Source organism: Streptomyces sp. 7R007, assembly GCF_054850255.1.
This window is the reverse complement of sequence record NZ_JBTWMV010000006.1, coordinates 169,611-194,373: the sequence shown is the minus strand read 5'-3', so window position 1 is coordinate 194,373 and position 24,763 is coordinate 169,611. Positions and strand designations below refer to the sequence as shown.

The window sequence follows — 24,763 nt, the reverse complement described above, 5'->3', positions numbered from 1 at the left end:
TTGCCGAGCGCCGCCGCCAACGCCACCACGATGAACAACAGCACGAGCGCACCGGCCATGATCCGGTTCCGGGTCTTCGGGTCCACGTGTCCGAGCCTAACCGGCCCCGCCGAGCGCCCAGCGGGCGACCGTCTCGTAACGCGGCTGCTCCCCCGGCACCCCCGACCTCGGCAGCCGGCTGCGCACCAGGACCAGGTCCGACACGGTCCAGGTGCGGCCGGTGAAGTCGCCGAGGGCCTGCACGTAGGGCCGGTGGTCCACCGCGTTCCGGCTGCGCGCCACCGTCAGATGCGGCTTGTACCGCCGGTGCTCCCCCATCGGCACGCCCGCCTTCCGGGCCGCCGCCTCCGCCCGCCCGGCCAGCAGCCGCAGGGCCGCCACGTCCCCCTGCGCGCCCACCCACAGCGCGCGCCCGTGCCCGAACTGGCCGCCGCCGCGCAACGCGAGCGTCGGCGGCTCGCTGCGCCCGGCCGCGCGCTCCAGCCGGGCCGACAGATCGGGTACGACGTCCTCCGCCACCTCGCCGTAGAAGGCGAGCGTGAGGTGCCACCCCTCCCGCCCGGTCCAGCGCAGCCCGTCCGCACCGGGCAGGTCCTTCAACCCGGCCACCGCGGCGGCGAGTTCCTCGGCGGCCTCCTCGGGAGGCAGCACGGCGGCGAAGAGTCTCATGGGCGCCAGCCTGCCAAAGAACGGGTCACACCGCCGTCGCCAGTTCCTCCCGCCGCTCGCGCGGCACGAAGCGCACGTGCGGGTGGCCGTTGTGCCAGCCGACCGACAGGCGCAGTCCGCCGACGCGGGCCAGCACCAGGCCGATGACGGCGGCCGCGACCGCGGCGATCGCGCCGCCGACGGCGAGGCCCGCCCGGACGCCGTACGCGTCGGTGATCCAGCCGGCGATGGGCGCGCCGACGGGCGAACCGCCCATGAAGACCATCATGTAGAGGGCCATCACGCGGCCCCGCATGGCGGGGTCGGTGCCCATCTGGACCGTGGTGTTGGCGGTGACGTTGATCGTCATGCCGAACATGCCGATGGGGACCATCAGCAGGCAGAACAGCCACAGCGAGGGCGCCGCGGCCGCGACCAGCTCCAGCGCGCCGAAGGCCACCGCCGCGCCGATCATCACCCGCATCCTCGCGGTGCCGCGCCGGGCCGCGAGCAGGGCGCCGACCAGGGAGCCGACGGCCATCAGCGTGTTGAAGGCGCTGTAGGAGCCGGCGCCGGCGTGGAAGACGTCGTCGGCGAAGGCGGAGAGGTAGACGGGGAAGTTGAAGCCGAAGGTGCCGACGAAGCCGATCAGGACGATCGTCCAGATCAGGTCGGGGCGGCCGGCGACGTAGTGCAGGCCCTCGCGCAGCTGGCCCTTGCCGCGCGGCGCCCGCTGGACCACGTACAGCTCACGCGCCCGCATCAGCAGCAGGCCCACGATGGGCGCGACGAAGGACAGGCCGTTGAAGAGGAACGCCCAGCCGGTGCCCACGCCGGTGATCATCAGGCCCGCGACGGCGGGGCCGACCAGGCGGGCGGACTGGAAGTTCGCGGAGTTCAGGCTGACCGCGTTCTGCAGCTGGTCCGGGCCGACCATCTCGGTGACGAAGGACTGGCGGGCGGGGTTGTCGACGACGGTGGCCAGGCCCACGGCGAAGGCGGCGAGGTAGACGTGCCAGACCTGGACGTGGCCGGTGAGCGTCAGCGCGGCGAGCGCGACGCCGGTGACGGCCATCGAGGACTGGGTGAACAGCAGCGTGCGGCGCTTGGGCAGGCGGTCGACCAGGACGCCGCCGTAGAGGCCGAAGAGCAGCATCGGCAGGAACTGCAGGGCGGTGGTGACACCGACGGCGGTCGCGGAGCCGGTGAGGCTGAGCACGAGCCAGTCCTGGGCGATGCGCTGCATCCAGGTGCCGATGTTCGAGACGACCTGGCCCAGGAAGAACAGGCGGTAGTTGCGCACCTTGAGGGAGCTGAACATCGAGGACTTGGAAGGCTTGCCGGGGGCGGGGGTAGTAGGGGTCGGTGCGGGGGCGGAATCTGCTCCGGGTCCCGAACTCAAAAGGGTTCGCCTCCTTGCGTAGAACCACTGCTTACAGATGTGCGAGCTTCTCCAGCACGGGGGCGGCGGCGCGCAGTGTGGCCCACTCGTCCTCGTCCAGGCCCTCGACCAGGTTGGCCAGGAACGCGTTCCGCTTGGCGCGGCTCTCCGCGAGCATGGCCTCGGCCTGTTCGGTCTTGGTGACGACCTTCTGGCGCCGGTCCTCGGGGTGCGGCTCCAGCCGGACCAGCCCCTTGGCCTCCAGCAGCGCGACGATGCGGGTCATCGACGGCGGCTGGACGTGTTCCTTGCGGGCGAGCTCGCCCGGCGTGGCACTGCCGCAGTTCGACAGGGTGCCCAGCACCGACATCTCGGTGGGGCTCAGCGACTCGTCCACCCGCTGGTGCTTGAGGCGGCGGGACAGCCGCATGACGGCTGACCGAAGGGAGTTCACGGCGGCAGCGTCGTCGCCATGGGTGAGGTCCGACATGTCTTTAGAGTAACTCATTACCCTCGCTAAGGAACCCTGTCGGCGTCAGCATGCCCGTGATGTCGGCCACTGAATCGGAACGTCACTCATATGGGTGATCCGGACGCGGAACGTCACGCACCGCGGGGAAGGCTGCCGGGACCCTCGTACCCATGGGGACCAGCGTGCTCAGCCTGCGGATAGACGGGGAGCTGCTCGAACGGCTCCGGCACCACGCGGCGAAAAGGGGAATGAGCGTCCAGGACTACGTCGTCCGGACGCTCATTCGCGATGACTTCGACCAGCGGTTCCAGACCGCCGTGGAGGAGACGGAGAGGTTCTACGGGGTCACCTGAGCGCGGCTCAGGTGAGGCCGAGGGCCGGCATCAGGTAGTAGAAGCCGAACACCGCCGCCACGACGTACATCGGCACCGGCACCTCCCGGCCGCGGCCGGCCGCCAGGCGCAGCAGGGCGAAGGTGATGAAGCCCATGCCGATGCCGTTGGTGATGGAGTAGGTGAACGGCATCATCACCATCGTGACGAAGGCCGGGATGGCGATGGTGTGGTCCGCCCAGTCGATCTCCTTGACGGAGCCGGCCAGGATGAGGAAGCCGACCGCCAGCAGGGCGGGGGTGGCCGCCTGCGAGGGGACCATGGTGGCCACGGGGGTCAGGAACAGGGCGATGGCGAACAGTCCGCCGGTGACGACGTTCGCGAAGCCCGTACGGGCCCCCTCGCCGACGCCCGCCGTGGACTCCACGAAGGCCGTGGTCGCCGAGGAGGAGCTGGCGCCGCCCGCCGCGACCGCGAGGCCGTCGACGAACAGGACCTTGTTGATGCCGGGCATCTCGCCCTTGGCGTTGGTCAGCTTCGCCTCGTCGCTGACGCCCATGATCGTGCCCATGGCGTCGAAGAAGCAGGACAGCAGGACCGTGAAGACGAACAGGACGCCGGTCAGCACGCCGACCTTGGAGAAACCGCCGAACAGGCTGACCTTGCCGATCAGGCCGAAGTCCGGGGTGGCGACCGGGTTGCCCGGCCACTTCGGCGTCGTCAGACCCCAGCTCGGCACCTTGGCCACGGCGTTGACGATCACCGCGAGGACGGTCATCGACACGATGGAGATCAGGATGGCGCCGGAGACCTTGCGGACGATCAGGGCGAGCGTGAGCAGCGCGCCCAGCACGAAGACCAGCACCGGCCAGCCGTTGAGGTGACCGTCGGCGCCGAGCTGGAGCGGGACGGTGGTCTGGGCTGCGTCCGGGATGCGGGAGACGAAACCGGAGTCGACGAGCCCGATCAGCATGATGAACAGGCCGATGCCGATGGAGATCGCCTTGCGCAGCCCGAAGGGCACGGCGTTCATGACGCGCTCCCGCAGGCCGGTGGCCACCAGCAGCATCACCACGAGGCCGGCCAGCACGACCATGCCCATGGCGTCCGGCCAGGACATCCGGGGGGCCAGCTGGAGCGCGACGACCGAGTTCACGCCGAGGCCGGCGGCGAGCGCGATCGGGACGTTGCCGACGACGCCCATGAGGAGGGTGGTGAAGGCCGCGGTCACCGCGGTGGCGGTCACCAGCTGGCCGTTGTCCAGGTGATGCCCGTACATGTCCTTCGCGCTGCCCAGGATGATCGGGTTGAGCACGATGATGTAGGCCATCGCGAAGAAGGTGGCGAAACCGCCACGGACCTCACGGGCGAGGGTGCTGCCCCGCTCGGAGATCTTGAAGTAGCGGTCGAGCGCGCCGGACGCGGGGGCCTTTCCCGGCTGCTGCGGGGCGGCGGCCTTGGCGGGAGCCGAGGTGGGCATTGGAGATTCCTACGAGCAGAAGTGGACAGACGCAAACAGTTTCAGTATGAACATATGAATCCCGTGAAGGCCATCTCCGCGCGTAGATGTGATCGCCTCGTAAGCTGTCCTCCATGGCCGGATTCTTCTCGGGACCCCTCAAGCACGAAGCGCCGGAGCCCCTGGAGGGCCCCGTGGTCGCCACCATCACGGGCGGCACGATCATCTGGTTCGTCCTCTTCCTCGTCCAGCTGCCGTTCTACGGCTGGTACGCCGACCACGGCCACACCTGGTGGCTGTGGACCTGTCTGACCGGCGGGGTGCTCGGCCTGTACGGCGTCTGGTTCGTGCGCAAGCGGGACGCGGCGATCAAGCGTGCGTCCGCCGAGAAGTCGGGGTCGGCCGAGTAGCACGTACAACCACCGCAGGAACCGGCTCCTCCCCAGGTCGGATCTTCCGCCCACTCGGCGGGTGAAGCCGCAAATGCGCACGTACCGTCGAAGGCATGACGCACCTCGACGCGGACGCCGAGCTCGACCCTGCGCATGCCCCGTACCCCGCGGCCCCGGCCCACGGCCTGACCGCGGCCGAGGTCGCCGAGCGGGTGGCGCGCGGGCAGGTCAACGACGTGCCGGTGCGCAGCAGCCGGTCGATGGGCGAGATCGTCCGGGCGAACGTCTTCACCCGGTTCAACGCGATCATCGGTGTGCTCTGGCTGATCATGCTGTTCGTCGCGCCGTTCCAGGACAGCCTGTTCGGGTACGTCATCCTCGCCAACACCGGCATCGGGATCATCCAGGAGTGGCGGGCGAAGCGGACGCTGGACTCGCTCGCGGTGATCGGGGAGGCGCGGCCGACGGTACGGCGGGACGGGGTGGCCGCCGAGGTCGCCACCTCGCAGATCGTGCTGGACGACGTGATCGAGATCGGGCCGGGTGACAAAGCCGTCGTGGACGGGGTCTGCGTCGAGGCCGACGGGCTGGAAATCGACGAGTCACTGCTGACCGGCGAGGCCGACCCCGTCGTCAAGCGGCCCGGGGACGAGATCATGTCGGGCAGCTTCGTCGTCGCGGGCGGCGGCGCGTTCCGGGCGACGAAGGTGGGCCGCGAGGCGTACGCCGCCCAACTCGCCGAGGAGGCCTCCCGCTTCACCCTCGTCCACTCCGAACTGCGCACCGGCATCTCCACGATCCTGAAGTACGTCACCTGGATGATGGTCCCGACCGCGATCGGCCTGGTGATCAGCCAACTGGTCGTCAAGCAGCACGGGTTCAAGGACTCGGTCGCGCGCACGGTGGGCGGCATCGTGCCGATGGTCCCCGAGGGCCTGGTGCTGCTGACCTCCGTGGCCTTCGCGATCGGCGTGATCCGGCTCGGCCGGAAACAGTGCCTGGTCCAGGAACTCCCCGCCATCGAGGGCCTCGCCCGCATCGACACCGTCTGCCTCGACAAGACCGGCACCCTCACCGAGGGCGGCATGGACGTCACCGAGCTGCGCCCGCTGCAGGGCGCCGACGAGGCGTACGTGCGCAAGGTGCTGGGCGCCCTCGGCGAGTCCGACCCGCGCCCCAACGCCTCACTCCAGGCGATCATCGACGCCTACCCGGACGTCGAGGACTGGCGGTGCACCGAGTCGCTGCCGTTCTCCTCCGCCCGCAAGTACAGCGGGGCCCGCTTCAGCGAGGGCGACGGCGAGTCCAGTACGTGGCTGCTGGGGGCGCCGGACGTGCTGCTGGACCCGGACGACCCGGCCCTCGCCGAGACCGACCGGCTCAACCGGCAGGGCCTGCGGGTGCTGCTGCTGGCCCGCACCTCCGGCGACCTCGACTCCCCGGCGGCGGCCCGGTCCGCCCGCCCGACCGCGCTGGTCGTCCTCGAACAGCGGCTGCGGCCCGACGCGGCCGAGACGCTGCGCTACTTCGCCGAGCAGGACGTGCACGCCAAGGTCATCTCCGGGGACAACGCGGTGTCGGTGGGGGCGGTGGCGGCGAAGCTGGGGCTGACCGGCTCCACGGTGGACGCCCGCCGGCTGCCCGCCGAGCCGGACGAGCTGGCGAGGGCGCTGGACGAGGGCACGGTCTTCGGGCGGGTCACTCCGCAGCAGAAGCGGGAGATGGTGGGCGCGTTGCAGTCCCGCGGCCACACGGTCGCGATGACCGGCGACGGCGTGAACGACGTCCTCGCCCTCAAGGACGCGGACATCGGCGTCTCGATGGGCTCGGGTTCGGAGGCGACGCGGGCGGTCGCCCAGATCGTGCTGCTGAACAACAGTTTCGCCACCCTGCCGTCGGTGGTGGCGGAGGGCCGACGGGTCATCGGCAACATCACGAGGGTGGCGACCCTCTTCCTGGTCAAGACGGTCTACTCGGTGCTGCTGGCCCTGCTGGTGGTCTGCTGGGGCGTGGAGTACCCCTTCCTCCCCCGCCACCTGACCCTGCTGTCCACCCTGACGATCGGCGTCCCGGCCTTCTTCCTCGCCCTGGCCCCCAACACGGAGCGTGCGCAGCCCCACTTCGTACGGCGGGTGATGCGCTACTCGGTGCCGGGCGGCGTGGTGGCGGCGATCGCCACCTTCACGACGTATCTGATCGCCCGTCACCACTACAGCGGCAGCGGCCAGTTGGACGCGGAGACCAGCGCGGCCACGCTGACCCTCTTCCTCGTCTCGATGTGGGTCCTGGCCATCATCGCCCGCCCCTACACCTGGTGGCGCGTCACCCTGGTCGCCTCGATGGGCGCGGCCTTCGTCCTGGTCCTCGCCGTCCCCTGGCTCCAGCACTTCTTCGCCCTGAAGCTGGTCGGCGTGACGATGCCGTGGACGGCGGTGGGCATCTCGGCGGTGGCGGCGGCCACCCTGGAACTGCTGTGGAGGTGGGTGGACCGCCGCTTTCCGGCCTAGGACCGCCGCAGGCGCCTACTGCACGTCGACGTAGTCACCCGTGGCGCTGACCGCCGGGGTGGTCGAGGTGCCCGCGAAGGAGAAGCGCCAGTAGCCGTCGACCGTCGCCTTCGAGGTGGTCTTCAGCGTGCCCGTCGAGGACGAGTAGATGCCCTTGAGGGTGGTGTAGGTCGTGGTGCCCTTCTTGCGGAACTGGAGCTTCACCGGCTGGTTGGCGTAGCCGTGGTACTTGCCGTCCTCCCAGTTGGCCCGGGAGAGCTTGCCGGTGATCGTGACGGTCGCGCCCTTCCTCACCGGCTCCGGCGAGGCGTTGACCGTGAGGGTGGAGCGGCGCTGGAGCTTGGTGGCCGTGACGTTGTCCTGCGTGGCCACACCGACGTTGTCCAGGTTCGGGTTGCTCGGGTCCTCACCGTTGAAGGCGACCGCGAACGCGCCGGCCTTCCAGCTGCCGGCATCCGAGTTCAGCAGCTGCGTCGGGTCGAGCTGGATCGTCGCGGTGCAGCTGGCGACGGTGGTGGAGGTGTCCGTGCAGGTCGCGTTGGTGCTGTCGATCCACTCGTCCTCGTTCGCGAAGTCCGCACCGCGGTAGAGCTCGACGGCGGAGAAGAAGTCCGCGGCGTGGATGTCGACGTCCGCGCCGTGCGTCAGCGTGAAGGAGACCGGCGCCTTCACGACGGCGGTGGTGCCGACGACGATGTTCTTGCCCTTGTTGACCTTCACGTTGGAGAAGGAGGCGTCCAGGGCGTACGGGGTGCCCGTCGCGGCGGTGCTGAAGGCGGTCTTGCCGGAGCCGGTGTGGGCGGCCTTCGCGGCGGCGACGACATCGGCGGGCACCTTGGCGTCGGCGGCGAGGGCGGCCGGCGCGGCGAGGGCGGAGAGGGCCACGGCGCCGGAAACGGCGGCCACGGTGGCGCGTATACGCATGTGTTCCCCAGGTGGAGAAAAGTGATCGTGGAGTCTGTTGACTCGCAGGATCAGATCCGTGGCGGATGTGGCTGGTTGTACGGTCTCCGCGGATTTTGAGCGTGTATTACGAAGCCCTTGCGAGCCCGAGAGAAACGGCCGCCTCCGGGGTCCCCGCCCGGACGCGGCCGTCACTCGGTTCACACGCGCTGGGTCAGCGCACGTCGACGTAGTCACCCGTGGCGCTGACCGCCGGGGTGGTGGTGCTGCCCGCGAAGGAGAAGCGCCAGTAACCGTCGACCGTCGCCTTCGAGGTGGTCTTCAGCGTGCCCGTGGAGGACGTGTAGACGCCCTTGAGGGTCGAGTACGTGCTGGAGCTCTTCTTGCGGAACTGGAGCTTCACCGGCTGGTTGGCGTAGCCGTGGTACTTGCCGTCGTCCCAGTTGGCGCGGGAGAGCTTGCCCGTGATCGTGATGGTCTTGCCCTTCGCCACCGGCTCCGGCGAGGCGTTGACCGTCAGGGTGGAGCGGCGCTGGAGCTTGAAGGCGGCCACCTTGTCGGTGACGGCGACGCCGACGTTGTCCAGGTTCGGGTTGTTCGGGTCCTCGCCGTTGAACGCGACCGCGAAGCCGGCCGCCTTCCAGGAACCGGCGTCCTCGTTCAGCAGCAGCGCCGGGTCGATCTCCACGGTGGCCGTGCAGGAGGCGGTCGTGGTGGAGGTGTCCGTGCAGGCGGCGGTGTCGCTGTCGAACCACCACTCCTCGTCGTCGAAGGAGGCGCCGCGGTACAGCTCGATGCCGGAGACGAAGTCCGCGGCGTGGATGTCGACGTCCGCGCCGTGCGTCAGCGTGAAGGAGACCGGCGCCTTCACGACGGCGGTGGTGCCGACGACGATGTTCTTGCCCTTGTTGACCTTCACGTTGGAGAAGGAGGCGTCCAGGGCGTACGGGGTGCCCGTCGCGGCGGTGCTGAAGGCGGCCCTGCCGCCGTCGGCGTGGGCGGCCTTGACGGCGCCGGCGACGTCGGCGGGCACCTTGGCGTCGGCGGCGAGGGCGGCCGGCGCGGCGAGGGCGGAGAGGGCCAGGGCGCCGGAGACGGCGGCCACAGTGGCGCGTATACGCATGTGTTCCCCACGTAGGAAAAGGGGCCCCGGCGTGGTCGTCCCCCACGGCTCGTCATCGCGCCGGGGCCCAAGTGATCGGTGAGCCTGTTGGCTCACGTGATCAGATTCCTGACGGAGGGGAAAGGTTGTACGGCAGGTAAGAAGTTCGTGCGAGAAAGTTGAAGATCACCGGCGCTCGTCGCACGGACACCTCAGTCGAACCACCGGTCCCGCGCCAACTCCTCCGTCCGCGAGGGGTCTTCCAGCAGGGCCGCCACCTCGAAGCGGCGCGGCCACTGACCGGCGGCCCAGGCCAGCCCCGCGGCCACGCCCTCCAGGGTCGCCGCGTGCAGCACCCCGTCGCCGGTGAGCCGCCAGTCCAGTTCCACGCCGTCGACGACGAGTTCCTCGTGCTCGACGTAGGTCCGGGGAGTCCGCGCCCCGAGCAGCACCCGTACCGACTCGGGTACGTCGTGCTCCACGCCCTCGGAGTCGACCTCCCCCGTCACCGACTCGCTCAGCCGCCGCACCTGGAACAGCTCGGCCAGCTCCGCGGCCCGCGCCGGGCGCACCGGCAGCAGCGGCACGCCCTCGGTGAACGGCAGCAGGTCGGGCGAGTCGCACACCACCGCGTCGGCCGCGTCCACGACCTCCACCCGCCCGTCGACGACGGCCCGCAGCTCGTCCGGCAGGGTCACCTGCTCGGGGTCCAGGTCGGCCAGCGCGCCGTACAGGCGGTGCAGTTGGGCGCCGGTGACCGGCCGCTCGGGGTCGGCGAGCCGGTCCAGCAGCTCCGCGGCGCCGCCCGGCTCGTCCAGCAGCGCGGCCACGGAGGTGCGCACGCCGAGCGCCCGCAGCACCTGCTCGTCGTCGAACCCGGTCGCGTCCGCCTCGTCGTACAGGCCGCGCAGCAGCGGGTCGCCCCCGGCGGCCAGCAGACCGGCCGGGCGCCGGCCGTCGATGACCGGGTGCCCGCGCAACCACCAGGCGGTGTACGGCCGTACGACCTCATGGGTGCCGTCCGGCAGCAGCACGCGCACCTGCTGGGTGAGGGCGTCGCGCAGCGGCGGCCGGGCGAGCAGGGCGAGGGCCTGCGGCCACTTGTCGTCGTCGACGAGGTCCAGATCCCGTACGGCGACCAGTTCCGTGGCGACCGGCGGGACCGGTGTGTCGGGGAAGCGGTCGAGGACGTCCTCGCTCCACACGTCGACGGCGTCCAGCAATCCGGCGTCGTCGGGTTCGGCGAAGTCGCCCTCGCGGGGCTCCAGTTCGTCGGGGTCGAGGACGACGTCGGTGGCCCGCACCAGCGCGAAGGTGACGAGCACCCCGCAGGCGGCCAGCGGCTGTTCGCCCCACTTGTCGGCCAGCTCGGGGTCCACGGCGGCGAGTTCGCCCTCCCGCATCACCTGGTGGAACGGGCCGCCGGGGAAGACCAGTTCTCCGGCGGGCGCGAGCTCGCCGTCCTCGTCGGGCAGGGCCAGCGCGCCGAGCCACGGCTCGTCACCGGGCTCCAGCCCCGCGTCCCGCACCAGCGCGAGGACGGTGTCGGCCAGTTCCTCGGCGTCGGGCGCGTGCTGCTCCCAGTCCAGAGCGCCCTCGTCGTCCAGGGAGGCGGCGACGGCGGCCCGCACCTGCGGGGTGGTCAGCACCGCGCGCGGCGAGGCGGGCAGCGCGCCCAGCTTCTCCAGCAGCGGGTGCGCGGCGTCCGGGTGGGCGACCTTCAGGCCGAGCCGGGCGAGCACCTCCGGGTCGACACCCACGCCGTCGGGGGTCGGCAGCAGCACCTGCCGGGGCCCGATGGTCGTCCGGCCGTCGGCGAGCGGCACGGGCAGCCCGGTGAGCCGGTCGGGGTCGACGCCGGCGAGGCTGTCGTACAGCCGCCGCCACCAGCCGGGCTCCTTCTCCAGCCCGGCCAGCCGGTCGACGGCGTCGGTGAGCGGAATCCGGGCCACGCCCAGCGTCCGCAGCTCCACGCGCCGTTCGAGCCCGGCGGGCAGCAGCGTCGGCAGCACCTCCGCCAGCACCCGCACGGTCTCGACGCCGGCGCCCTCGACGATCTCGGCGTCCCGGGGGCGCAGCGCCTCGGGCAGGTCGCCGTCGGGCTCCGCGGCGGGCGGCAGGAAGGAGGTGCGCGGCAGCCGCTCCAGGATCGCGGCGCGCAGGGCCCCGTCCAGCTCCCCCTTGCCCAGCGGGCCCGGCACCAGGCCGATGACGCCCTCGCCCACCGGGCGCCAGCCGGCGAGGAGTTCGGCGTAGGCGTCGGCCGCGCGCTGGACGAGGAAGTCGGTCAGCGGGCCGGGCGCCGCGTGCCGGCGGGTGCTGTCGAGGGGGAAGGAGGCGATGAGCAGGGCGGGGACGCCGAGGGGCTCGTCGCTGGGGGTGGGGGCGTGGACGTACGGGCTGGTGCGGGGCCGTTCCGGGGCGCCGTCGGGGCCCACGGGGACGGCCCAGGTGACCGACCAGTGCGGGCGCAGCCGCTCCTCGACCGGGCGGTCGGCGAGCAGGTCGGGGGTGAGGGGGCCGTGCGCGGCGGCGGTGCGCCAGCGGGTGGTGCCCTCCCGGGTGTCCGCGACGACGGTGAGGGGGCCGTCGGCGGTGCGGCGCAGGGTGCGGACGGTGCCGGTCTCCACCACCACCTCCTCCAGGCCCGGCAGGGCGAGGAGCAGGGCGTCGTCGACGGCGTGCAGCAGGCGCTCGGCGAGGTCGGCGGCGGCCGCGTCGCGCAGCGGGAGGATGACGACGGTGTCGTACGACTCGGGCGCGCTGCCCTCGGCGGCGAACGGCAGCCGCAGCAGCGGTACGTGCCCGTCGCGGCGCCGGATCTCGTCGCCGAGCCCGGGGCTGTGCCGGGCGGTCTCGCCGGCCAGCTCCCGCGCCTCGGCGAGGGACCAGCGCACGCCGCCGTGCCGGCCGACGACCGCGGGCTCGTCGGTGACGGCGAGGACGGCCGCGAAGCCGACGCCGAAGCGGCCGACGGAGGGGGTGTCGCGCTTGGCGGAGGCGCGCAGGGTGGCGAGGGACTCGACGCCGGCCGCGTCGAGGGGGGCACCGGTGTTGGCGGCGGCGAGGACACCGTCGCGGAGGGTGAGGCGGAGGCGGCCCGGCACGCCCGCCCGGGCGGCCGCGTCGGCGGCGTTCTGGGCGAGCTCGACGATCAGCCGGTCCCGGTAGCCGCCGAGGACGAGTTCCTCCTCGGCGTTGGCGTCCTCACGGAAGCGGGCGGGACTGGTGGCCCAGGCGTCGAGCACCCCGCGGCGCAGACGGGCGGTACCGAAGGGGTCCGCCCCCTCGGGGGCCGGCCGCACGAACTTGCTCACGTTCACTCTCCTCGTCGACGTGTGCAAGAAGGTACCGAACCCGAAGGGGCCCGGATCACGCGCCGGGAGCCGCGCCGGGGGCGTCCGGCCGGTCGTCGGCGGCCAGGCGGTCCAGCCACTCCGCCAGCAGGTGCCGTTCCGCGCCGCTGAGGACCGTCTGCTCGGGCAGCACGGCGCGCAGGGCGCGGGCGGCGCCCGCGGGGCCCGACTCCCGCACGGCGGGCTCCCGGTGGGTGACGGCGGCGACCATCGACTCGCGCATCGTCGTCAGCAGGGCCGGGTCGCGCCGCTCCTCGGGCAGCGAGAGCCAGGTGAGCACCGCACCGCGCATGGTGGCGTGGATGATCTGGGCGGCGAGTTCCTCGTCGACGCGGAGCCAGCCGCCGGCGGCCAGGCGCCGGATGCGGCCCCGCAGGATCTCCATGCCGGTCCGGAACGCGGCCGAGGTGTGCCGGGCGGGCTCGGTGTACATCAGCGTGAACAGCGCGGGGTTGGCGAGCCCGAACTCGGCCGCGACGTCCCACCCCGCCCGGAGGTCCTCGACCGGATCGGCGGGGTCGGGGTCGACGCGCTTGGTGGCCAGGAAGGCGGTGAAGCCGTGCTCGGCCACCGCGTCCAGCAGCCCGTCCTTGTCGCCGAACAGCCGGTAGATGGCCGGGGGCTGCAGCCCCGCCGCGTCGGCGACCGCCCGGGTGGTGACCGCGTCCCGTCCCCCGCGGGTCAGCAGGTCGATGGCGGCCTCGACGACCCGCTGCCGGGTCTGCTCACGTGACTGCATGACCCGATGATATCGCGGATATCGCATGGGGGTTTCCGTCGTTAATATCAGTGATACCATCACTGCGTTTCCACTGGAAACACCTGTCATCCACACACGGGAGCGCATCATGATCATCGTGACCGGGGCCACCGGGCAGCTGGGGCGCCAGATCGTCGAGCGGCTGCTCACGCGCGTGCCGGCCGGGCGGCTCGGCGTCAGCGTCCGCGACCCGCACAAGGCACAGGACCTCGCCGAGCAGGGCATACGGGTACGCCAGGGCAGCTTCACCGACCCCGGCGGCCTCGCCCACGCCTTCGAGGGCGCCACGCAGGTGCTGATCGTCTCCGTCGACAAGATGGGCGACGAGTGCGTCAAGCAGCACCGCACCGCGATCGAGGCGGCCGTCAACGCGGGCGCCCGCCGCATCCTCTACACCAGCCAGATGGGCGCCGCCCCGGCGTCCCGTTTCCAGGCGTGCCGCGACCACGCCGCCACCGAGGAGGCGCTGCGCAGCAGCGGCGTGCCCTTCACCTCGCTGCGCAACGGCTTCTACGCCACCAGCGCGGCGCAGTTCCTCGACCCCGCGCTGGAGTCGGGCCGGCTCGTGCTGCCCGCGGACGGGCCGGTCGCCTGGACCGCGCACGCCGACCTCGCGGAGGCCGCGGCCGTGATCCTGGCCGACGAGGGCCGCTTCGACGGCCCCACCCCGCCGCTCACCGGCGGTCGGACGCTCACCTTCGACGAGATCGCCGCCGTGGCCTCCGAGCTCACCGGCCGCACCATCACGAGGACCACCGCGTCCGACGACGGGTTCCGGGAGCAGCTGACCGGCCACGGCGTCCCCGCCGAGAGGGCGGAGCAGCTGCTGGGCATCTTCGCCGCCGCCCGGGCCGGCGAGTTCTCAGCCGTGGACCCCACCCTGGCCACCCTGCTGGGGCGTGAACCCCGCACCCTGGCCGAGGTGTTGCGCGAACGGCTGCCGCGCCGCTGAGGTCAGGAGTGCCCCAGTTCCGCCGACGACTCGTCCTCCGTCACCGGTACCGAACCGGAGTCGGAGGCGGGGCGCAGCGGGAAGGGGTCGACGCGGGTCTCGTCGATGACCGGCGGGGCCGGCTGGGGCGGCTTCGGCATGACCGCCGCCTCCGAGTGGCCCCCGCAGCCGTACGACAGCGACACCACGCGCCCGTCGGCCGGGGAGAACTCGTTGGCGCAGACGCCGAAGGCCTGGCCCAGCGAGCCGCCGATCGGCGCGAGGAAGCCGCAGCTGACGCAGGACGCCGGGGCCGCCTGGGCCATCGGGGTCTTGGCGCCGTACGCCTCCTCCCAGCGGTCGGCGGCGATGTGCAGTCCGTAGCGGGACAGCACCCGGGCGCGGCGCAGGCCCAGTTCCTCGGCGACGGCGGCGATGGAGCCGCGGGCCGGCGCGACCGGGAGGCCGGCCGGGGTGCCGCCGGCGACCTCCGCGTCCTCCGCCTCGACCAGTTCGGCCATCTCCTCGGAGACCGGGGAGTTCGGCGCCGGCTCGTCCTCGCCGGTCCAGCCCGGCTCCAGGCGCAGGTCGTCGGCGTCCGTCGGCAGCAGGTCGCCCGGACCCAGGTCGCCGGGGCGCAGCCGCTCGCTCCAGGGCACCCACTCGGGAGCCAGCAGCGCGTCCGGGCCGGGCAGCAGGACGACCTCGTCCAGGGTGACGACCTTGGCGCGGGAGGCGCGGGCGACCGTGACGGCCCAGCGCCAGCCGCGGTAGCCGAGCTCCTTGCACTCGAAGAGATGCGTGACGACGCGGTCGCCCTCGACGGTGAGCCCCACGTGCTCGCCCACGACGCCGGGCGCGGCGGCCTCCTCGGCTGCGGCGCGGGCGAGGTCGACGGCCTCGGCGCACAGGCGGTCGGGGGTGCGGCTTCGCGTTGTCGCTGCGCTCACAGGTATCGCTTCTCTCCTACGCCGTCATTCAGGTGCGGCGCCGGTCGGCGGCGAGGCGGACGGAGCGGACCTTCGGACCGCGTCGACGTCCACGCCCGCTCGCGCTCGGGCGCACCTGTGCCATCCATTGTGCAAGATGGCTGAGATACGCACGCTACCTTCTCGCGTGCGCTCGGCCTACACCGACGGGTCGGAAAAGATTCCCAGGCACGGCTCGGGACGGTCCCCGCGCGGCTCGCGTGCCGCATTCTGTTACGAGACCGGTCGGCTCCATACGTGCGTTGAGGGCACTACGCACGCCCATCTCGGGGCACTATGACGTCGTGGCAACCGCAAGGACTCCCCAAGGAGCCACCAGGGCCGGCGGTTCGGGCCGCCGGTTGGGCGGGTCCGTCCGCGCGGTCGGGCGTGCCCTGCACCTGCCGGTGACCGGAACCGCGCGCGGGATCAGGAAGGCGACGCACGCGCACGGCGCCGGCGAGTCCGGGCTCGGCAAGCTGATCGAGCTGCACGCCGTGAACGGCGCGGGCGACGTCATGATCACCGTGGCGCTCGCCTCGACGGTCTTCTTCTCCGTGCCGACGGACGAGGCGCGCGGCCGGGTGGCGCTCTACCTCGCCATCACCATGGCACCGTTCACCGTGCTCGCTCCGGTCATCGGCCCGCTCCTGGACCGCCTCCCGCACGGCCGCCGGGCCGCGATGGCGGGCTCCATGCTGGCCCGCGCCCTGCTCGCCCTGGTGATCTCCGGCGCCGTCTCCACCGGCAGTCTGGAGCTGTATCCGGCGGCGCTGGGCGTGCTGGTGGCGTCGAAGGCGTACGGCGTGGTCAGAAGCGCCGTCGTGCCCCGGCTGCTGCCACCGCGGTTCTCGCTCGTGAAGGCCAACTCCCGTGTGACGCTGGGCGGGCTGCTGGCCACGGGGATCGCCGGGCCGATCGGCGCCGGGCTGCACGCGATCGGGCCGCAGTGGCCGCTGTACGGCGCCTTCGTGCTGTACATCGCGGGCATGTTCCTGTCGTTCTCGCTGCTGCCGAAGGTCGACTCCGCCAAGGGCGAGGACGTCGCGCTGCTCGCCTCGGACGAGGAGCACCTGCACGGGCCGCACCGGCAGCCGGTCAAACGCCCGGGCCTGCGGACCGTCGGCTCGGCCGTCACCCACGCGCTCGGCGCGAACGCCGCCATGCGCTGGCTGTCGGGCTTCCTCACGTTCTTCCTCGCCTTCCTGCTGCGCGAGCACCCGCTCACCGGCTCCAGTGCCGCCGTGTCGCTGGGCATGGTGGTCGTCGCGGCCGGCGTGGGCAACGCGCTCGGCACCGCGGTCGGGGCGTGGCTGAAGTCCCGGGCGCCGGAGATCATCATCGTGACGATGCTGGCGGTCGTGCTGGGCGCGACGATCACCGCGGCGATCTTCTTCGGGGCGTTCCTGGTGGCCTGCCTGGCCGGCATCGCCGGGTTCTCCTACGCGCTGGCCAAGCTGTCCCTGGACGCGCTGATCCAGCGGGACGTGCCGGAGCAGGTGCGCACGTCGGCGTTCGCGCGCTCGGAGACGCTGCTGCAGATGGCCTGGGTGCTGGGCGGCGCCATCGGCATCGTGATGCCGCTCAACGGCGCGGCGGGCCTGTGCGTGGCCGCCGCGGTCCTCGCCCTGGGCCTGACCACCACGCTGCGCGGCCTCCTCACCGCGTCCCGCCACAGCAGCGGCACCAAGCCCCGCGTGGCGTAGGCCCTGTCTTCCGGATCAGTCCGGCTGCCGGGCACGGCGCATCGTGGCCGGCCCGAGCGGGGGCGATGGGGGTGCCCCCGGGCGGGCGAAGCCGCGCGTGGGGAAGCGCGTGCCAGGGCCCGTGACGCCGGGCCGGTCGGGAACGCAGGGCCCTGGGGGCGGGGAAGGTGTGGGCACGCCGGACCCCGCGTAAAGATCGTGTCGGGTGTGACCGATAGCCTTCCGCCATGACCTCGATGCAATCCGCTGTGCGACGCCGCCGCGCCGTCGCCGCCGCCGGCGCCGTGAGTGCCGGACTGCTCGTCCTGTCGGCCTGTGACAAGCCGACGCCGCGCTCCACGATCACCGTCGGCACGTCCTCGGTGAGCGAGGAGGCCACCTGCGGCGGCGAGGGCGACGCCCTGAAGAGCGCGGACCTGGCGACCTGCCTGAAGGCGACCGACATCAAGTCCATCAAGGTCGATCCCGACGAGACCGTCCGCTTCGGCGTCGACCCCGACATCGCCGACAAGCGGTGGACGATCCTGATGAACGGTCAGCCCCTCACCGAGGACAGCACCAAGACCTACCGCACCATCCCGGGCAGCGTCTTCTTCAACGCCCAGTACGGCGCCCAGGGCAACTCCACGCTGGTGTCCATCAAGGCGTCCGACGGCAAGAAGAACAGCAACACGGTCACCGGTCTGTGGTCGTTCAAGCTGAAGAAGGACGACTGATCACGTCGTCGCTACGGGTCCTGGTGGCCACCGCGGTCCCGGTCGAGCGGGACGCGGTGGCACAGGCCACCGGTGCGGGCGACCGCCTGACGGTCCTCGCCGTCGGCGTGGGCCCCGCGCTCGCCGCCGCCGGCACCGCCACCGCCCTGACCACCGCCGCACTCCGCGGCACCCCCTACGACCTGGTCGTCTCCGCCGGGATCGCCGGCGGCTTCCAGCCCGGGGCGCCCGTCGGCTCGCTCGTCGTCGCCGACGAGATCACCGTCGCCGACCTGGGCGCCGAGACGCCCGAGGGGTTCCTGCCGGTCACGGAACTCGGCTTCGGCACCGTCACCCACCGGCCGCCCGCATCACTCGTACGAGACCTCGCCACCGCCACCGGCGCCCGCACCGGAGCCGTACTCACCGTCTCCACGGTGACCGGCACCGCCGAGCGCGCCGCCGAGCTGCGCCGCCGCCACCCCCGCGCCCTGGCGGAGGCTATGGAGGGCTTCGGGGTCGCCGAGGCGGCCGCCGCGCACGGCGTGCCGGTGGTGGAGATCCGGGCCGTCTCCAACCCCGTCGGCCCGCGCGACCGCGCCGCCTGGCGCATCGGCGACGCGCTCGCGGCCCTGACCGCGGGCTTCGGGAAGCTCGCACCCGTCCTGGAGAGTTGGAACCGGCATGAGGCTTGAGATCGCGTACTCCCCCTGCCCGAACGACACCTTCGTCTTCGACGCCCTCGCCCACGGCCGCGTGCCGGACGCGCCCGCGCTCGACGTCACGTTCGCCGACATCGACGTCACCAACGGCATGGCCGAGCGCGGCGAGCTCGACGTGCTGAAGGTGTCGTACGCCGTGCTGCCGTACGTCCTCGACGCGTACGCGCTGCTGCCGTGCGGGGGCGCGCTGGGGCGGGGCTGCGGGCCGCTGGTGCTCACACGCGAGGCGGGCGCCGACCTCACGGGCCGTACGGTCGCCGTGCCCAGCGAGAAGTCGACGGCGTATCTGCTGTTCCGGCTGTGGGCCGCGGACACCGTCCCCGGCGGGGTGGGCGAGATCGTGGTGATGCCCTTCCACGAGATCATGCCGGCCGTGCGGGACGGGAAGGTCGACGCGGGACTGGTGATCCACGAGGCACGCTTCACGTACCGGAACTACGGGCTGCACAAGCTCGCGGACATGGGCGAGCACTGGGAGGACACGACCGGGCTGCCCATCCCGCTCGGCGCGATCATCGCCAAGCGCTCCCTGGGCGCGCAGACGCTGCGGCTGCTCGCCGAGTCCGTCCGTACGTCCGTACAGGCCGCCTGGGACGACCCCGAGGCCTCCCGCCCGTACGTCATGGAGCACGCCCAGGAGATGGACCCGGCCGTCGCCGACCAGCACATCGGGCTGTACGTCAACGAGTTCACGGCGGACCTGGGGCCGGACGGATACGCGGCGGTGCGGGGGCTGCTGACGCGGGCCGCGGCGGAGGGGCTGGTTCCGGCCCTCGGACCGGACGCGCTGGACTTCCCCTGAACGTCCCCTAAGCGGCGTCCCTCTCCTTCTCCCGGTCGCCCAGCGGGGTGGCCGACGGCCAGTGGGCGAGGGAGAGCATGCCCAGGACCTTGCGGATGAGGAAGCCCGCCAGGGGCAGCTCCACACAGACCGCGAGGGCCGCCGACAGCCACACGTCCGGGGTGCCGAGGGCCAGCGACACGTCGAACCACGCGTCGCAGACCAGCAGCGCCCCGGTCACGACGGCCGCCACGACCACGCCCCGGTGCCGGCGCCAGCCGAGCACCGCGGTGCACGCCATCGCCAGCACCAGCAGGACGTCGAACCCCACCCACGCCGTACGCCACTGCCGGACCGTGTAACCGCTCGGCAGCGTGAACCACAGCAGGACCGTCCACGGCACGAGACCGACCGCGCAGACGGTGAGCAGCTCCAGGGTGTGCCGCCGCTGCCGCCGGATCAGCTCCAGCAGCTCGGCGGAGGGCGGACCGGGGGGTATGTCGCTCACGTGCTCACGCCGGCCGGGTCACACGTCCAGCTGGTCGGCGACCGCGCGCAGCAGACCGGCGATCTTCTTGCCGGAGGCCTTGTCGGGGTAGCGGCCCTTCTCCAGCATCGGCGTGATGTTCTCCAGCAGGGTCGTCAGATCCTGGACGATGGAGGCCAGTTCGTCCGGCTTCTTGCGCTGGGCCGCCGCGACCGAGGGCGTCGGGTCGAGGAGGGTGACCGAGAGGGCCTGGTCGCCACGCTGTCCGGCGACCACACCGAACTCCACGCGCTGTCCCGGCTTGAGTGTCTCGACTCCGGCGGGGAGGACCGAGGAATGGACGAAGACGTCACCGCCGTCGTCCCGGGAGAGAAAGCCGAAGCCCTTCTCGCTGTTGAACCACTTGACCTTGCCGGTAGGCACGTCTGTCCTCGTCCTCGTACTCGTCGGAAAACTGCTTCGGGAAAACGCCAGGGAACTGGTCTTGATAGCACTGGGGCGGGTCGTCGGGACCCGCCGGTACCCAGGCTAATGGTCTTCAGGCGGGTGACAAGACGTCGCCCGGTTGTTCCTTCGCGCTGGGAACTACCCTGGTCCGGTGCGTGACAAAACCCAAACGAATTCCGCCGAGCCCGGTGACCGACTGATCCGTGCCGGTGCCATCGTGTTCTTCCTCGGTGCGCTGGCCACTCTCGTCACAGTGACTCCGCTCTTCCTGCACGCGAAGCCATTTCCGACATACATGTACGGCCTGAGCATGCTCATGGCCGTGGGCTTCGTCCTGGCCGGCGCGGGCGTGCTGCGGTCGGTCGCGGCGGGCCGCCGTCAGGCGCGCACGGGACGGTAGCCCGCGAGCCACGCCGGAAACTCCGTCAGGTCCCCGAGCACGACGTCCGCCCCGGCCGCGGTGAGCTCGGCCGCGCTGCACGGTCCGGTCGCCACCGCGACCGACAGGGCCTCGGCGGCCCGCGCCCCGCGCACGTCCCCGACGTGGTCGCCGACGTAGACGGACGCGCCGTGCTCGCGCAGCGCCTGCGCCTTCTGCTCCGCCCACAGGTCGCCGATCACCGCGTCGGGCTCGATGCCGAGGTGCTCCAGGTGCAGTTTGGCGTTGGGCTCGTACTTGGCGGTGACGACGATCGCCCGCCCGCCGGCCTCCCGCACCGCGGCGATCGCCTCCCGCGCGCCGGTCATCGCGGGCGTCGCGCCGATGGCGATCGTCGGGTACATCGACCGGTACAGCTCGCTCATCTCCGCGATCAGCTCCGCCGGGAACCAGTTGACCAGCTCCTCCGCGAGCGGCGGCCCGAGCCGGGTGACGGCGAGGTCGGCGTCGATGTACGTCCCCGTGCGCTCCGACAGCGCCTCGTAGCAGGCGCGGATGCCGGGCCGGGAGTCGATGAGGGTCATGTCGAGGTCGAAGCCGACGGTGAGGGCGGGGGCGGAGGACGTCGTGAAGGCCATATGGGCCATTGTGCCCAGCCCGTACGGCGCCCGGCCGCCCGGCGGGTGTGACCTACACCTTTCCGCGCTGCGACCGCCACACCAGGAACAGCGCCGACAGCACGGCCGCGCCCCGCACCACCCACGGCCAGGTCTGCGCGACCGCGTCGTTCATGTGCCCCTGGGCGATGGGGTCGCCCCAGCGGCCGTTGTCCCGCCCCCACAGCCACACCACACCGGCGGCCACCGCCAGGCCCGGCATGCCCATGACCGCCCACTTGGACTCGTTGGGGGTCAGCCGGCGGGAGGCGTAGGCGATGGCCCAGCCCAGCAGCAGGGCGAACCAGTTGCCGAGCACCGCGCCGACGACGAGCGCCGCGGCGGCGATCAGCAGCAGGGGGTTGCTCCAGCTCCCGGCGGGGAGGGAGAAACGGCGGCGGGGGGCGGCGGCCGGGGTCTCCGGCACGGCCTCCTGCTCCACGGCCTCGGGTTCCGGCCGCGGCTCGGGCTCCTTCTGCCTGGGCTGCGGCGGCCTGAGCAGCTCCGGGATCTCCACACCGCCGACGAACCCCGCGGGCACGCTGTCCCCGAGGGGCGCGCCGCCCACCCGCCACCAGTCGGGCTGCACCGCGCTGCCGCCGAGTTCCGCGGCGCTGGCCAGGTGGGGCGGCGAGGGCACGTCCGCGGGGGCGGGCCGGTCGGTCTCGGTGGGCCGGGGACGCGGCACGACCCGGCGCAGGCTCTTGGGCAGACGCTTGCCCTCGGCCGGTTCGTCGTCGCGTTGCACGGGCACGTGGGCGGGCGGCTGTTCCGGCGCGGCGGCGGTGCCTCCCGCCGCGTTCACGACCTCGTCGGGGCTGCCGAGCCGGGAGATGATCCGGCGGACGGCGGCGGGACTGTCGACGGCGGCCCTGGCCCGGCGCCGGTCGATCTCGTCGCGCAGCTCGGACACGAGGCGCATCCGCGCGGCCGAGGGCAACTGCCGCTGCTGCGCGACGTCGCCGACGCGGCTCAGATACTCGTAGACGACCTTGTCGCTCTCGATACCCACGCAGTCCCCTCCGGGGCGGGTGCGTTGAATTCCCGTGGTGACGACGGTAGCGCAGGAAGCCGACGAGACCAGACCGGCCGCCACGGGGGTTCGGGCGCGCAGCCCCGGGGACGCCCGCTGCGGCGCCGGCCACCCGCTACCGTGGGTCAGATGAGCACCCCCGGTCCACGCTCGCTCGCGGAAGCCCTCCGTGCCAGGGACGACGCCTCCCTGGCCGCGTTGCTGCGCAACCGCCCCGATCTCATCACCCCCGTCCCCACCGACCTCACCCAGCTCGCCACCCGGGCCGGCACCCGGGCCTCGGTCGTGCGGGCGCTGGAGCGGCTGGACCGGTTCGCGCTGCAGACGGCGCAGGCGCTGGCCGTGGCGGGCGACCCGGCGTCGTACGACGAGCTGCGCGGACTGATGACCGGCGACTCGGGCGATCCCGCGGTCGCCGCCGCGCTCCCCCGCGCCCTCGGCACCCTGCGCGAACAGGCCCTCGTCTGGGGCGGCGACGACCGGCTGCGGCTGGTGCGCACCGCCCGCGAACTGCTCGCGCCGTCCCCGCAGCACCCCTCCCCGACGGGCCTCGGGCCGACGGTGCGCGAGGCGACGGCGGGGATGTCGCCGGGGCGGATCCAGGAGATCGTCACGGCGGCCGGGCTGCCCTCCACGCACGACTCGGTGTCGGCGGTGACCGCGCTCAGCGCACTGTTCACCGACCGCGCCCGCATGACGGCGCTGCTGGAGGCCGCCCCCGAGGAGTCGCAGGCGGTGCTGTCCCGGCTGGTCTGGGGGCCGCCGTACGGACAGGTCACCGCGGACCCGGCGGCGCATCTGCGCTGGCTGCTGGACCGCGGGCTGCTGCTGCCGACCGCGCCCGGCACCGTCGTACTGCCCCGCGAGGTGGCCCTGCACCTGCGCGGCGGGCGCGCGCACCGCGCCACCGAGCCGCTGCCGCCCGCGCTCGAACCCGTCGCCACACACCGTCCACAGGTTGTGGACGCGACCGCGGCCGGGCAGGCGTACACGGCGCTGGCGACCGTGGAGGAGCTGCTGAAGGACTGGGACGAGGGCGGGCCGGGCGTGCTGCGGGCCGGCGGCCTGAGCGTGCGCGACCTCAAGCGCACCGCGGTCGCCCTCGACGTGCCCGAGCCGGTCGCCGCGTTCTGGGTCGAACTCGCCTACGCGGCCGGTCTGATCGCCTCCGACGGGGAGGCCGACGAGCGGTACGCGGCGACCCCGGCGTACGACGAGTGGCGGGAGCAGCCCGCCGCGCAGCGCTGGACACGGCTGGCGGAGGCGTGGCTGACGGCGACCCGCACGTCCGGGCTGGTCGGCGGGCGGGACGCGAAGGACCGCACGCTGTCGGCGCTGGGGCCCGGCCTGGACCGGTCGGCGGCCCCGGAGGTACGGCACCGGGTGCTGACCCTGCTCGCCGGGCTCCCGGAGGGCGCCTCGCCGTCGGCCGACTCCGTGCTGGCGCGGCTGGCGTGGGAGCGTCCGCAGCGCCGGGAGGACGACCTGCGCGCCCGGCTCGCCCGGTGGACGCTGTCGGAGGCGGAGACGCTGGGCGTCACCGGGCGCGGCGCGCTGTCGGCGCACGGGCGGGCCCTGCTGGGAGCGCCGGCGCCGAGCACGCCCGCCCCGGCGGCGGACGGACCCGGCGACCGGCTGCCCGTGCACCACGTGCCGGTCGCCGTGGAGCCCCTGTCCCCCGCCGAGCAGGCCACCGCCTCCGCGGCCGCCGCCCGCCTGCTCGCCCCGCTGCTGCCCGAGCCCCTGGACCACGTCCTGCTCCAGGCCGACCTGACCGCGGTGGCGCCCGGCCCGCTGGAGCGGCCGCTGGCCGACATGCTGGGCGTGCTCGCGGACGTGGAGTCCAAGGGCGGGGCGACGGTCTACCGCTTCACGCCCGGTTCGGTACGGCGGGCCCTGGACGCCGGGCGGACCGCGGCCGACCTGCACGCGTTCCTGGCCGCGCACTCCCGCACGCCGGTCCCGCAGCCGCTGACGTACCTGATCGACGACGTGGCCCGCAAACACGGCCATCTGCGGGTGGGCGCCGCCTCCGCGTACGTGCGCTGCGACGACGACGCCCTGCTCAGCGAGATCCTCGCCGACAAGCGGGCCGCCGCGCTGCGGCTGCGCCGGCTGGCCCCCACGGTGCTGGCCACCCAGGCCGACCCGGCGGCCCTGCTGGAGGGGCTGCGCGCGCTGGGGTTCGCGCCGGCCGCGGAGTCCGCCGAGGGCGACGTCCTGATCACCCGCGCCGACGCCCGCCGCACCCCGCCCCGCACCCCGCCGGAGCCGGTCCCGGACGGCCCGCCCACGCCCGACGCGACCCTGCTGTCCGCAGCGATCCGCGCGATCAGGGCCGGCGACCGCGCCTCGACGACCCCCCTCAAACAGGCCCCCGCCGCCAACGGCGAGCTCCCCCGCACCAGTTCCGCCGAGACCCTCGCCACCATGCAGGCCGCCGTCCTGACCGGCGAGGCCCTGTGGATCGGCTACGTCAACGCCGAGGGCACCGCCAGCCAGCGCGTCATCGCCCCGATCCGCGTGGAGGGCGGCTTCGTGACGGCGTACGACCACACGGCGGACGAGGTACGGACGTACCCACTGCACCGGGTGACGGGGGTGGCGGAGCTGGCCGAGGAGTAGGTTTTCGGCGGCCGGCGCGCG

23 protein-coding genes are annotated in these 24,763 nt (G+C 73.0%); 10 read left to right on the top strand and 13 right to left on the bottom strand.

Going from position 1 to position 24,763, the window contains the following annotated elements; all coding sequences use genetic code 11:
• Positions 1–96 precede the first annotated feature (96 nt).
• Genes thpR through ACYF6T_RS10780 form a run of 3 tightly spaced genes read right to left on the bottom strand, consistent with a single transcriptional unit; the run spans position 97 to position 2,519 of the window.
• Positions 97–669, bottom strand: coding sequence for an RNA 2',3'-cyclic phosphodiesterase (gene thpR / locus ACYF6T_RS10790; protein ID WP_461695463.1), 573 nt, complete (start codon positions 667–669; stop codon positions 97–99).
• Between the two features lie 25 nt (positions 670–694).
• Entirely contained in the window at positions 695–2,050 is a 1,356-nt protein-coding gene (locus tag ACYF6T_RS10785; protein ID WP_461695462.1) for an MFS transporter, read from the bottom strand.
• A gap of 31 nt (positions 2,051–2,081) precedes the next feature.
• Positions 2,082–2,519: a MarR family winged helix-turn-helix transcriptional regulator gene (locus ACYF6T_RS10780; RefSeq protein ID WP_461695461.1), complete on the bottom strand. Its 438-nt coding sequence runs from the start codon at positions 2,517–2,519 to the stop codon at positions 2,082–2,084.
• Positions 2,520–2,671: 152 nt separating this feature from the next.
• Between ACYF6T_RS10780 and ACYF6T_RS10775 the strand changes: the two genes are divergently transcribed.
• Complete coding sequence (locus tag ACYF6T_RS10775; RefSeq protein WP_189294974.1) at positions 2,672–2,854, top strand: ribbon-helix-helix protein, CopG family; 183 nt, start codon at positions 2,672–2,674, stop codon at positions 2,852–2,854.
• A 7-nt stretch (positions 2,855–2,861) separates the two neighbouring features.
• Here the strand turns inward: ACYF6T_RS10775 and ACYF6T_RS10770 are convergent, their stop codons facing one another.
• Complete coding sequence (locus ACYF6T_RS10770; protein WP_461695460.1) at positions 2,862–4,313, bottom strand: NCS2 family permease; 1,452 nt, start codon at positions 4,311–4,313, stop codon at positions 2,862–2,864.
• Between the two features lie 113 nt (positions 4,314–4,426).
• On the opposite strand from ACYF6T_RS10770, the gene ACYF6T_RS10765 reads away from it, so the two are divergent.
• Together ACYF6T_RS10765 and ACYF6T_RS10760 are read left to right on the top strand one after the other, a co-directional pair.
• Positions 4,427–4,702, top strand: coding sequence for a DUF2530 domain-containing protein (locus ACYF6T_RS10765; RefSeq protein ID WP_461695459.1), 276 nt, complete (start codon positions 4,427–4,429; stop codon positions 4,700–4,702).
• Between the two features lie 95 nt (positions 4,703–4,797).
• On the top strand, positions 4,798–7,191 hold the full coding sequence (locus ACYF6T_RS10760) for an HAD-IC family P-type ATPase (RefSeq protein WP_461695457.1): 2,394 nt from the start codon (positions 4,798–4,800) through the stop codon (positions 7,189–7,191).
• 15 nt (positions 7,192–7,206) lie between these two features.
• Here ACYF6T_RS10760 and ACYF6T_RS10755 read toward each other — a convergent pair whose 3' ends face one another.
• From ACYF6T_RS10755 to ACYF6T_RS10740, 4 genes are all read right to left on the bottom strand, one after another.
• Entirely contained in the window at positions 7,207–8,115 is a 909-nt protein-coding gene (locus ACYF6T_RS10755; protein ID WP_461695455.1) for a hypothetical protein, read from the bottom strand.
• Between the two features lie 193 nt (positions 8,116–8,308).
• Positions 8,309–9,217, bottom strand: a complete 909-nt coding sequence (locus tag ACYF6T_RS10750; RefSeq protein WP_461695454.1) for a hypothetical protein — start codon at positions 9,215–9,217, stop codon at positions 8,309–8,311.
• Between the two features lie 191 nt (positions 9,218–9,408).
• Positions 9,409–12,513 (bottom strand): sacsin N-terminal ATP-binding-like domain-containing protein, encoded by a 3,105-nt coding sequence (locus ACYF6T_RS10745; protein ID WP_461695453.1) that lies wholly within the window; start codon positions 12,511–12,513, stop codon positions 9,409–9,411.
• A 55-nt stretch (positions 12,514–12,568) separates the two neighbouring features.
• Positions 12,569–13,291 carry a TetR/AcrR family transcriptional regulator gene (locus ACYF6T_RS10740; protein WP_461695451.1) on the bottom strand — a complete coding sequence of 241 codons (723 nt, stop codon included), beginning with the start codon at positions 13,289–13,291 and terminating at the stop codon, positions 12,569–12,571.
• Positions 13,292–13,400: 109 nt separating this feature from the next.
• Between ACYF6T_RS10740 and ACYF6T_RS10735 the strand changes: the two genes are divergently transcribed.
• Positions 13,401–14,264, top strand: coding sequence for an SDR family oxidoreductase (locus ACYF6T_RS10735; protein WP_461695449.1), 864 nt, complete (start codon positions 13,401–13,403; stop codon positions 14,262–14,264).
• Between the two features lie 2 nt (positions 14,265–14,266).
• Here the strand turns inward: ACYF6T_RS10735 and ACYF6T_RS10730 are convergent, their stop codons facing one another.
• Positions 14,267–15,193, bottom strand: coding sequence for a DUF3027 domain-containing protein (locus ACYF6T_RS10730; RefSeq protein ID WP_461695448.1), 927 nt, complete (start codon positions 15,191–15,193; stop codon positions 14,267–14,269).
• A gap of 323 nt (positions 15,194–15,516) precedes the next feature.
• Here ACYF6T_RS10730 and ACYF6T_RS10725 point away from each other — a divergent pair, with 323 nt between their 5' ends.
• From ACYF6T_RS10725 to ACYF6T_RS10710, 4 genes are all read left to right on the top strand, one after another.
• The gene (locus ACYF6T_RS10725; protein WP_461695447.1) at positions 15,517–16,917 is read left to right on the top strand and encodes an MFS transporter; all 1,401 of its coding nucleotides are present in this window, start codon (positions 15,517–15,519) and stop codon (positions 16,915–16,917) included.
• Between the two features lie 227 nt (positions 16,918–17,144).
• Positions 17,145–17,633 carry a DUF2771 domain-containing protein gene (locus ACYF6T_RS10720; RefSeq protein ID WP_461695445.1) on the top strand — a complete coding sequence of 163 codons (489 nt, stop codon included), beginning with the start codon at positions 17,145–17,147 and terminating at the stop codon, positions 17,631–17,633.
• A complete protein-coding gene (locus tag ACYF6T_RS10715; RefSeq protein ID WP_461695444.1) occupies positions 17,603–18,307 on the top strand; it encodes a futalosine hydrolase in 705 nt (234 codons plus the stop codon). The genes ACYF6T_RS10720 and ACYF6T_RS10715 overlap by 31 nt, the downstream gene beginning before the upstream one ends.
• Positions 18,297–19,136, top strand: a complete 840-nt coding sequence (locus ACYF6T_RS10710; RefSeq protein WP_461695442.1) for a 1,4-dihydroxy-6-naphthoate synthase — start codon at positions 18,297–18,299, stop codon at positions 19,134–19,136. Before ACYF6T_RS10715 ends, ACYF6T_RS10710 begins: the two co-directional genes overlap by 11 nt.
• Positions 19,137–19,143: 7 nt before the next feature.
• Here ACYF6T_RS10710 and ACYF6T_RS10705 read toward each other — a convergent pair whose 3' ends face one another.
• Positions 19,144–19,623, bottom strand: coding sequence for a hypothetical protein (locus ACYF6T_RS10705; RefSeq protein WP_461695441.1), 480 nt, complete (start codon positions 19,621–19,623; stop codon positions 19,144–19,146).
• An 18-nt stretch (positions 19,624–19,641) separates the two neighbouring features.
• Positions 19,642–20,025 (bottom strand): cold-shock protein, encoded by a 384-nt coding sequence (locus tag ACYF6T_RS10700; protein ID WP_129798464.1) that lies wholly within the window; start codon positions 20,023–20,025, stop codon positions 19,642–19,644.
• 175 nt (positions 20,026–20,200) lie between these two features.
• Here ACYF6T_RS10700 and ACYF6T_RS10695 point away from each other — a divergent pair, with 175 nt between their 5' ends.
• Entirely contained in the window at positions 20,201–20,449 is a 249-nt protein-coding gene (locus ACYF6T_RS10695; RefSeq protein ID WP_461695439.1) for a hypothetical protein, read from the top strand.
• Here the strand turns inward: ACYF6T_RS10695 and ACYF6T_RS10690 are convergent.
• Both ACYF6T_RS10690 and ACYF6T_RS10685 read right to left on the bottom strand, forming a co-directional pair.
• The gene (locus ACYF6T_RS10690; RefSeq protein ID WP_461695437.1) at positions 20,428–21,075 is read right to left on the bottom strand and encodes an HAD family hydrolase; all 648 of its coding nucleotides are present in this window, start codon (positions 21,073–21,075) and stop codon (positions 20,428–20,430) included. The genes ACYF6T_RS10695 and ACYF6T_RS10690 overlap by 22 nt on opposite strands.
• Positions 21,076–21,118: 43 nt before the next feature.
• A complete protein-coding gene (locus ACYF6T_RS10685) occupies positions 21,119–22,096 on the bottom strand; it encodes a hypothetical protein (protein ID WP_461695435.1) in 978 nt (325 codons plus the stop codon).
• A 150-nt stretch (positions 22,097–22,246) separates the two neighbouring features.
• Between ACYF6T_RS10685 and ACYF6T_RS10680 the strand changes: the two genes are divergently transcribed.
• Positions 22,247–24,742, top strand: coding sequence for a helicase-associated domain-containing protein (locus ACYF6T_RS10680; protein WP_461695434.1), 2,496 nt, complete (start codon positions 22,247–22,249; stop codon positions 24,740–24,742).
• Positions 24,743–24,763 lie beyond the last annotated feature (21 nt).

What these genes read in the sequence shown, in the direction of transcription:
- ACYF6T_RS10740 (WP_461695451.1), bottom strand. Translation starts at nt 13,291, where the DNA reads ATGCAGTCACGTGAGCAGACCCGGCAGCGGGTCGTCGAGGCCGCCATC.
- ACYF6T_RS10760 (WP_461695457.1), top strand. Translation starts at nt 4,798, where the DNA reads ATGACGCACCTCGACGCGGACGCCGAGCTCGACCCTGCGCATGCCCCG.
- ACYF6T_RS10710 (WP_461695442.1), top strand. Translation starts at nt 18,297, where the DNA reads ATGAGGCTTGAGATCGCGTACTCCCCCTGCCCGAACGACACCTTCGTC.
- ACYF6T_RS10765 (WP_461695459.1), top strand. Translation starts at nt 4,427, where the DNA reads ATGGCCGGATTCTTCTCGGGACCCCTCAAGCACGAAGCGCCGGAGCCC.
- thpR (WP_461695463.1), bottom strand. Translation starts at nt 669, where the DNA reads ATGAGACTCTTCGCCGCCGTGCTGCCTCCCGAGGAGGCCGCCGAGGAA.
- ACYF6T_RS10690 (WP_461695437.1), bottom strand. Translation starts at nt 21,075, where the DNA reads ATGGCCCATATGGCCTTCACGACGTCCTCCGCCCCCGCCCTCACCGTC.
- ACYF6T_RS10720 (WP_461695445.1), top strand. Translation starts at nt 17,145, where the DNA reads ATGACCTCGATGCAATCCGCTGTGCGACGCCGCCGCGCCGTCGCCGCC.
- ACYF6T_RS10755 (WP_461695455.1), bottom strand. Translation starts at nt 8,115, where the DNA reads ATGCGTATACGCGCCACCGTGGCCGCCGTTTCCGGCGCCGTGGCCCTC.
- ACYF6T_RS10750 (WP_461695454.1), bottom strand. Translation starts at nt 9,217, where the DNA reads ATGCGTATACGCGCCACTGTGGCCGCCGTCTCCGGCGCCCTGGCCCTC.
- ACYF6T_RS10735 (WP_461695449.1), top strand. Translation starts at nt 13,401, where the DNA reads ATGATCATCGTGACCGGGGCCACCGGGCAGCTGGGGCGCCAGATCGTC.
- ACYF6T_RS10775 (WP_189294974.1), top strand. Translation starts at nt 2,672, where the DNA reads ATGGGGACCAGCGTGCTCAGCCTGCGGATAGACGGGGAGCTGCTCGAA.
- ACYF6T_RS10770 (WP_461695460.1), bottom strand. Translation starts at nt 4,313, where the DNA reads ATGCCCACCTCGGCTCCCGCCAAGGCCGCCGCCCCGCAGCAGCCGGGA.
- ACYF6T_RS10680 (WP_461695434.1), top strand. Translation starts at nt 22,247, where the DNA reads ATGAGCACCCCCGGTCCACGCTCGCTCGCGGAAGCCCTCCGTGCCAGG.
- ACYF6T_RS10780 (WP_461695461.1), bottom strand. Translation starts at nt 2,519, where the DNA reads ATGTCGGACCTCACCCATGGCGACGACGCTGCCGCCGTGAACTCCCTT.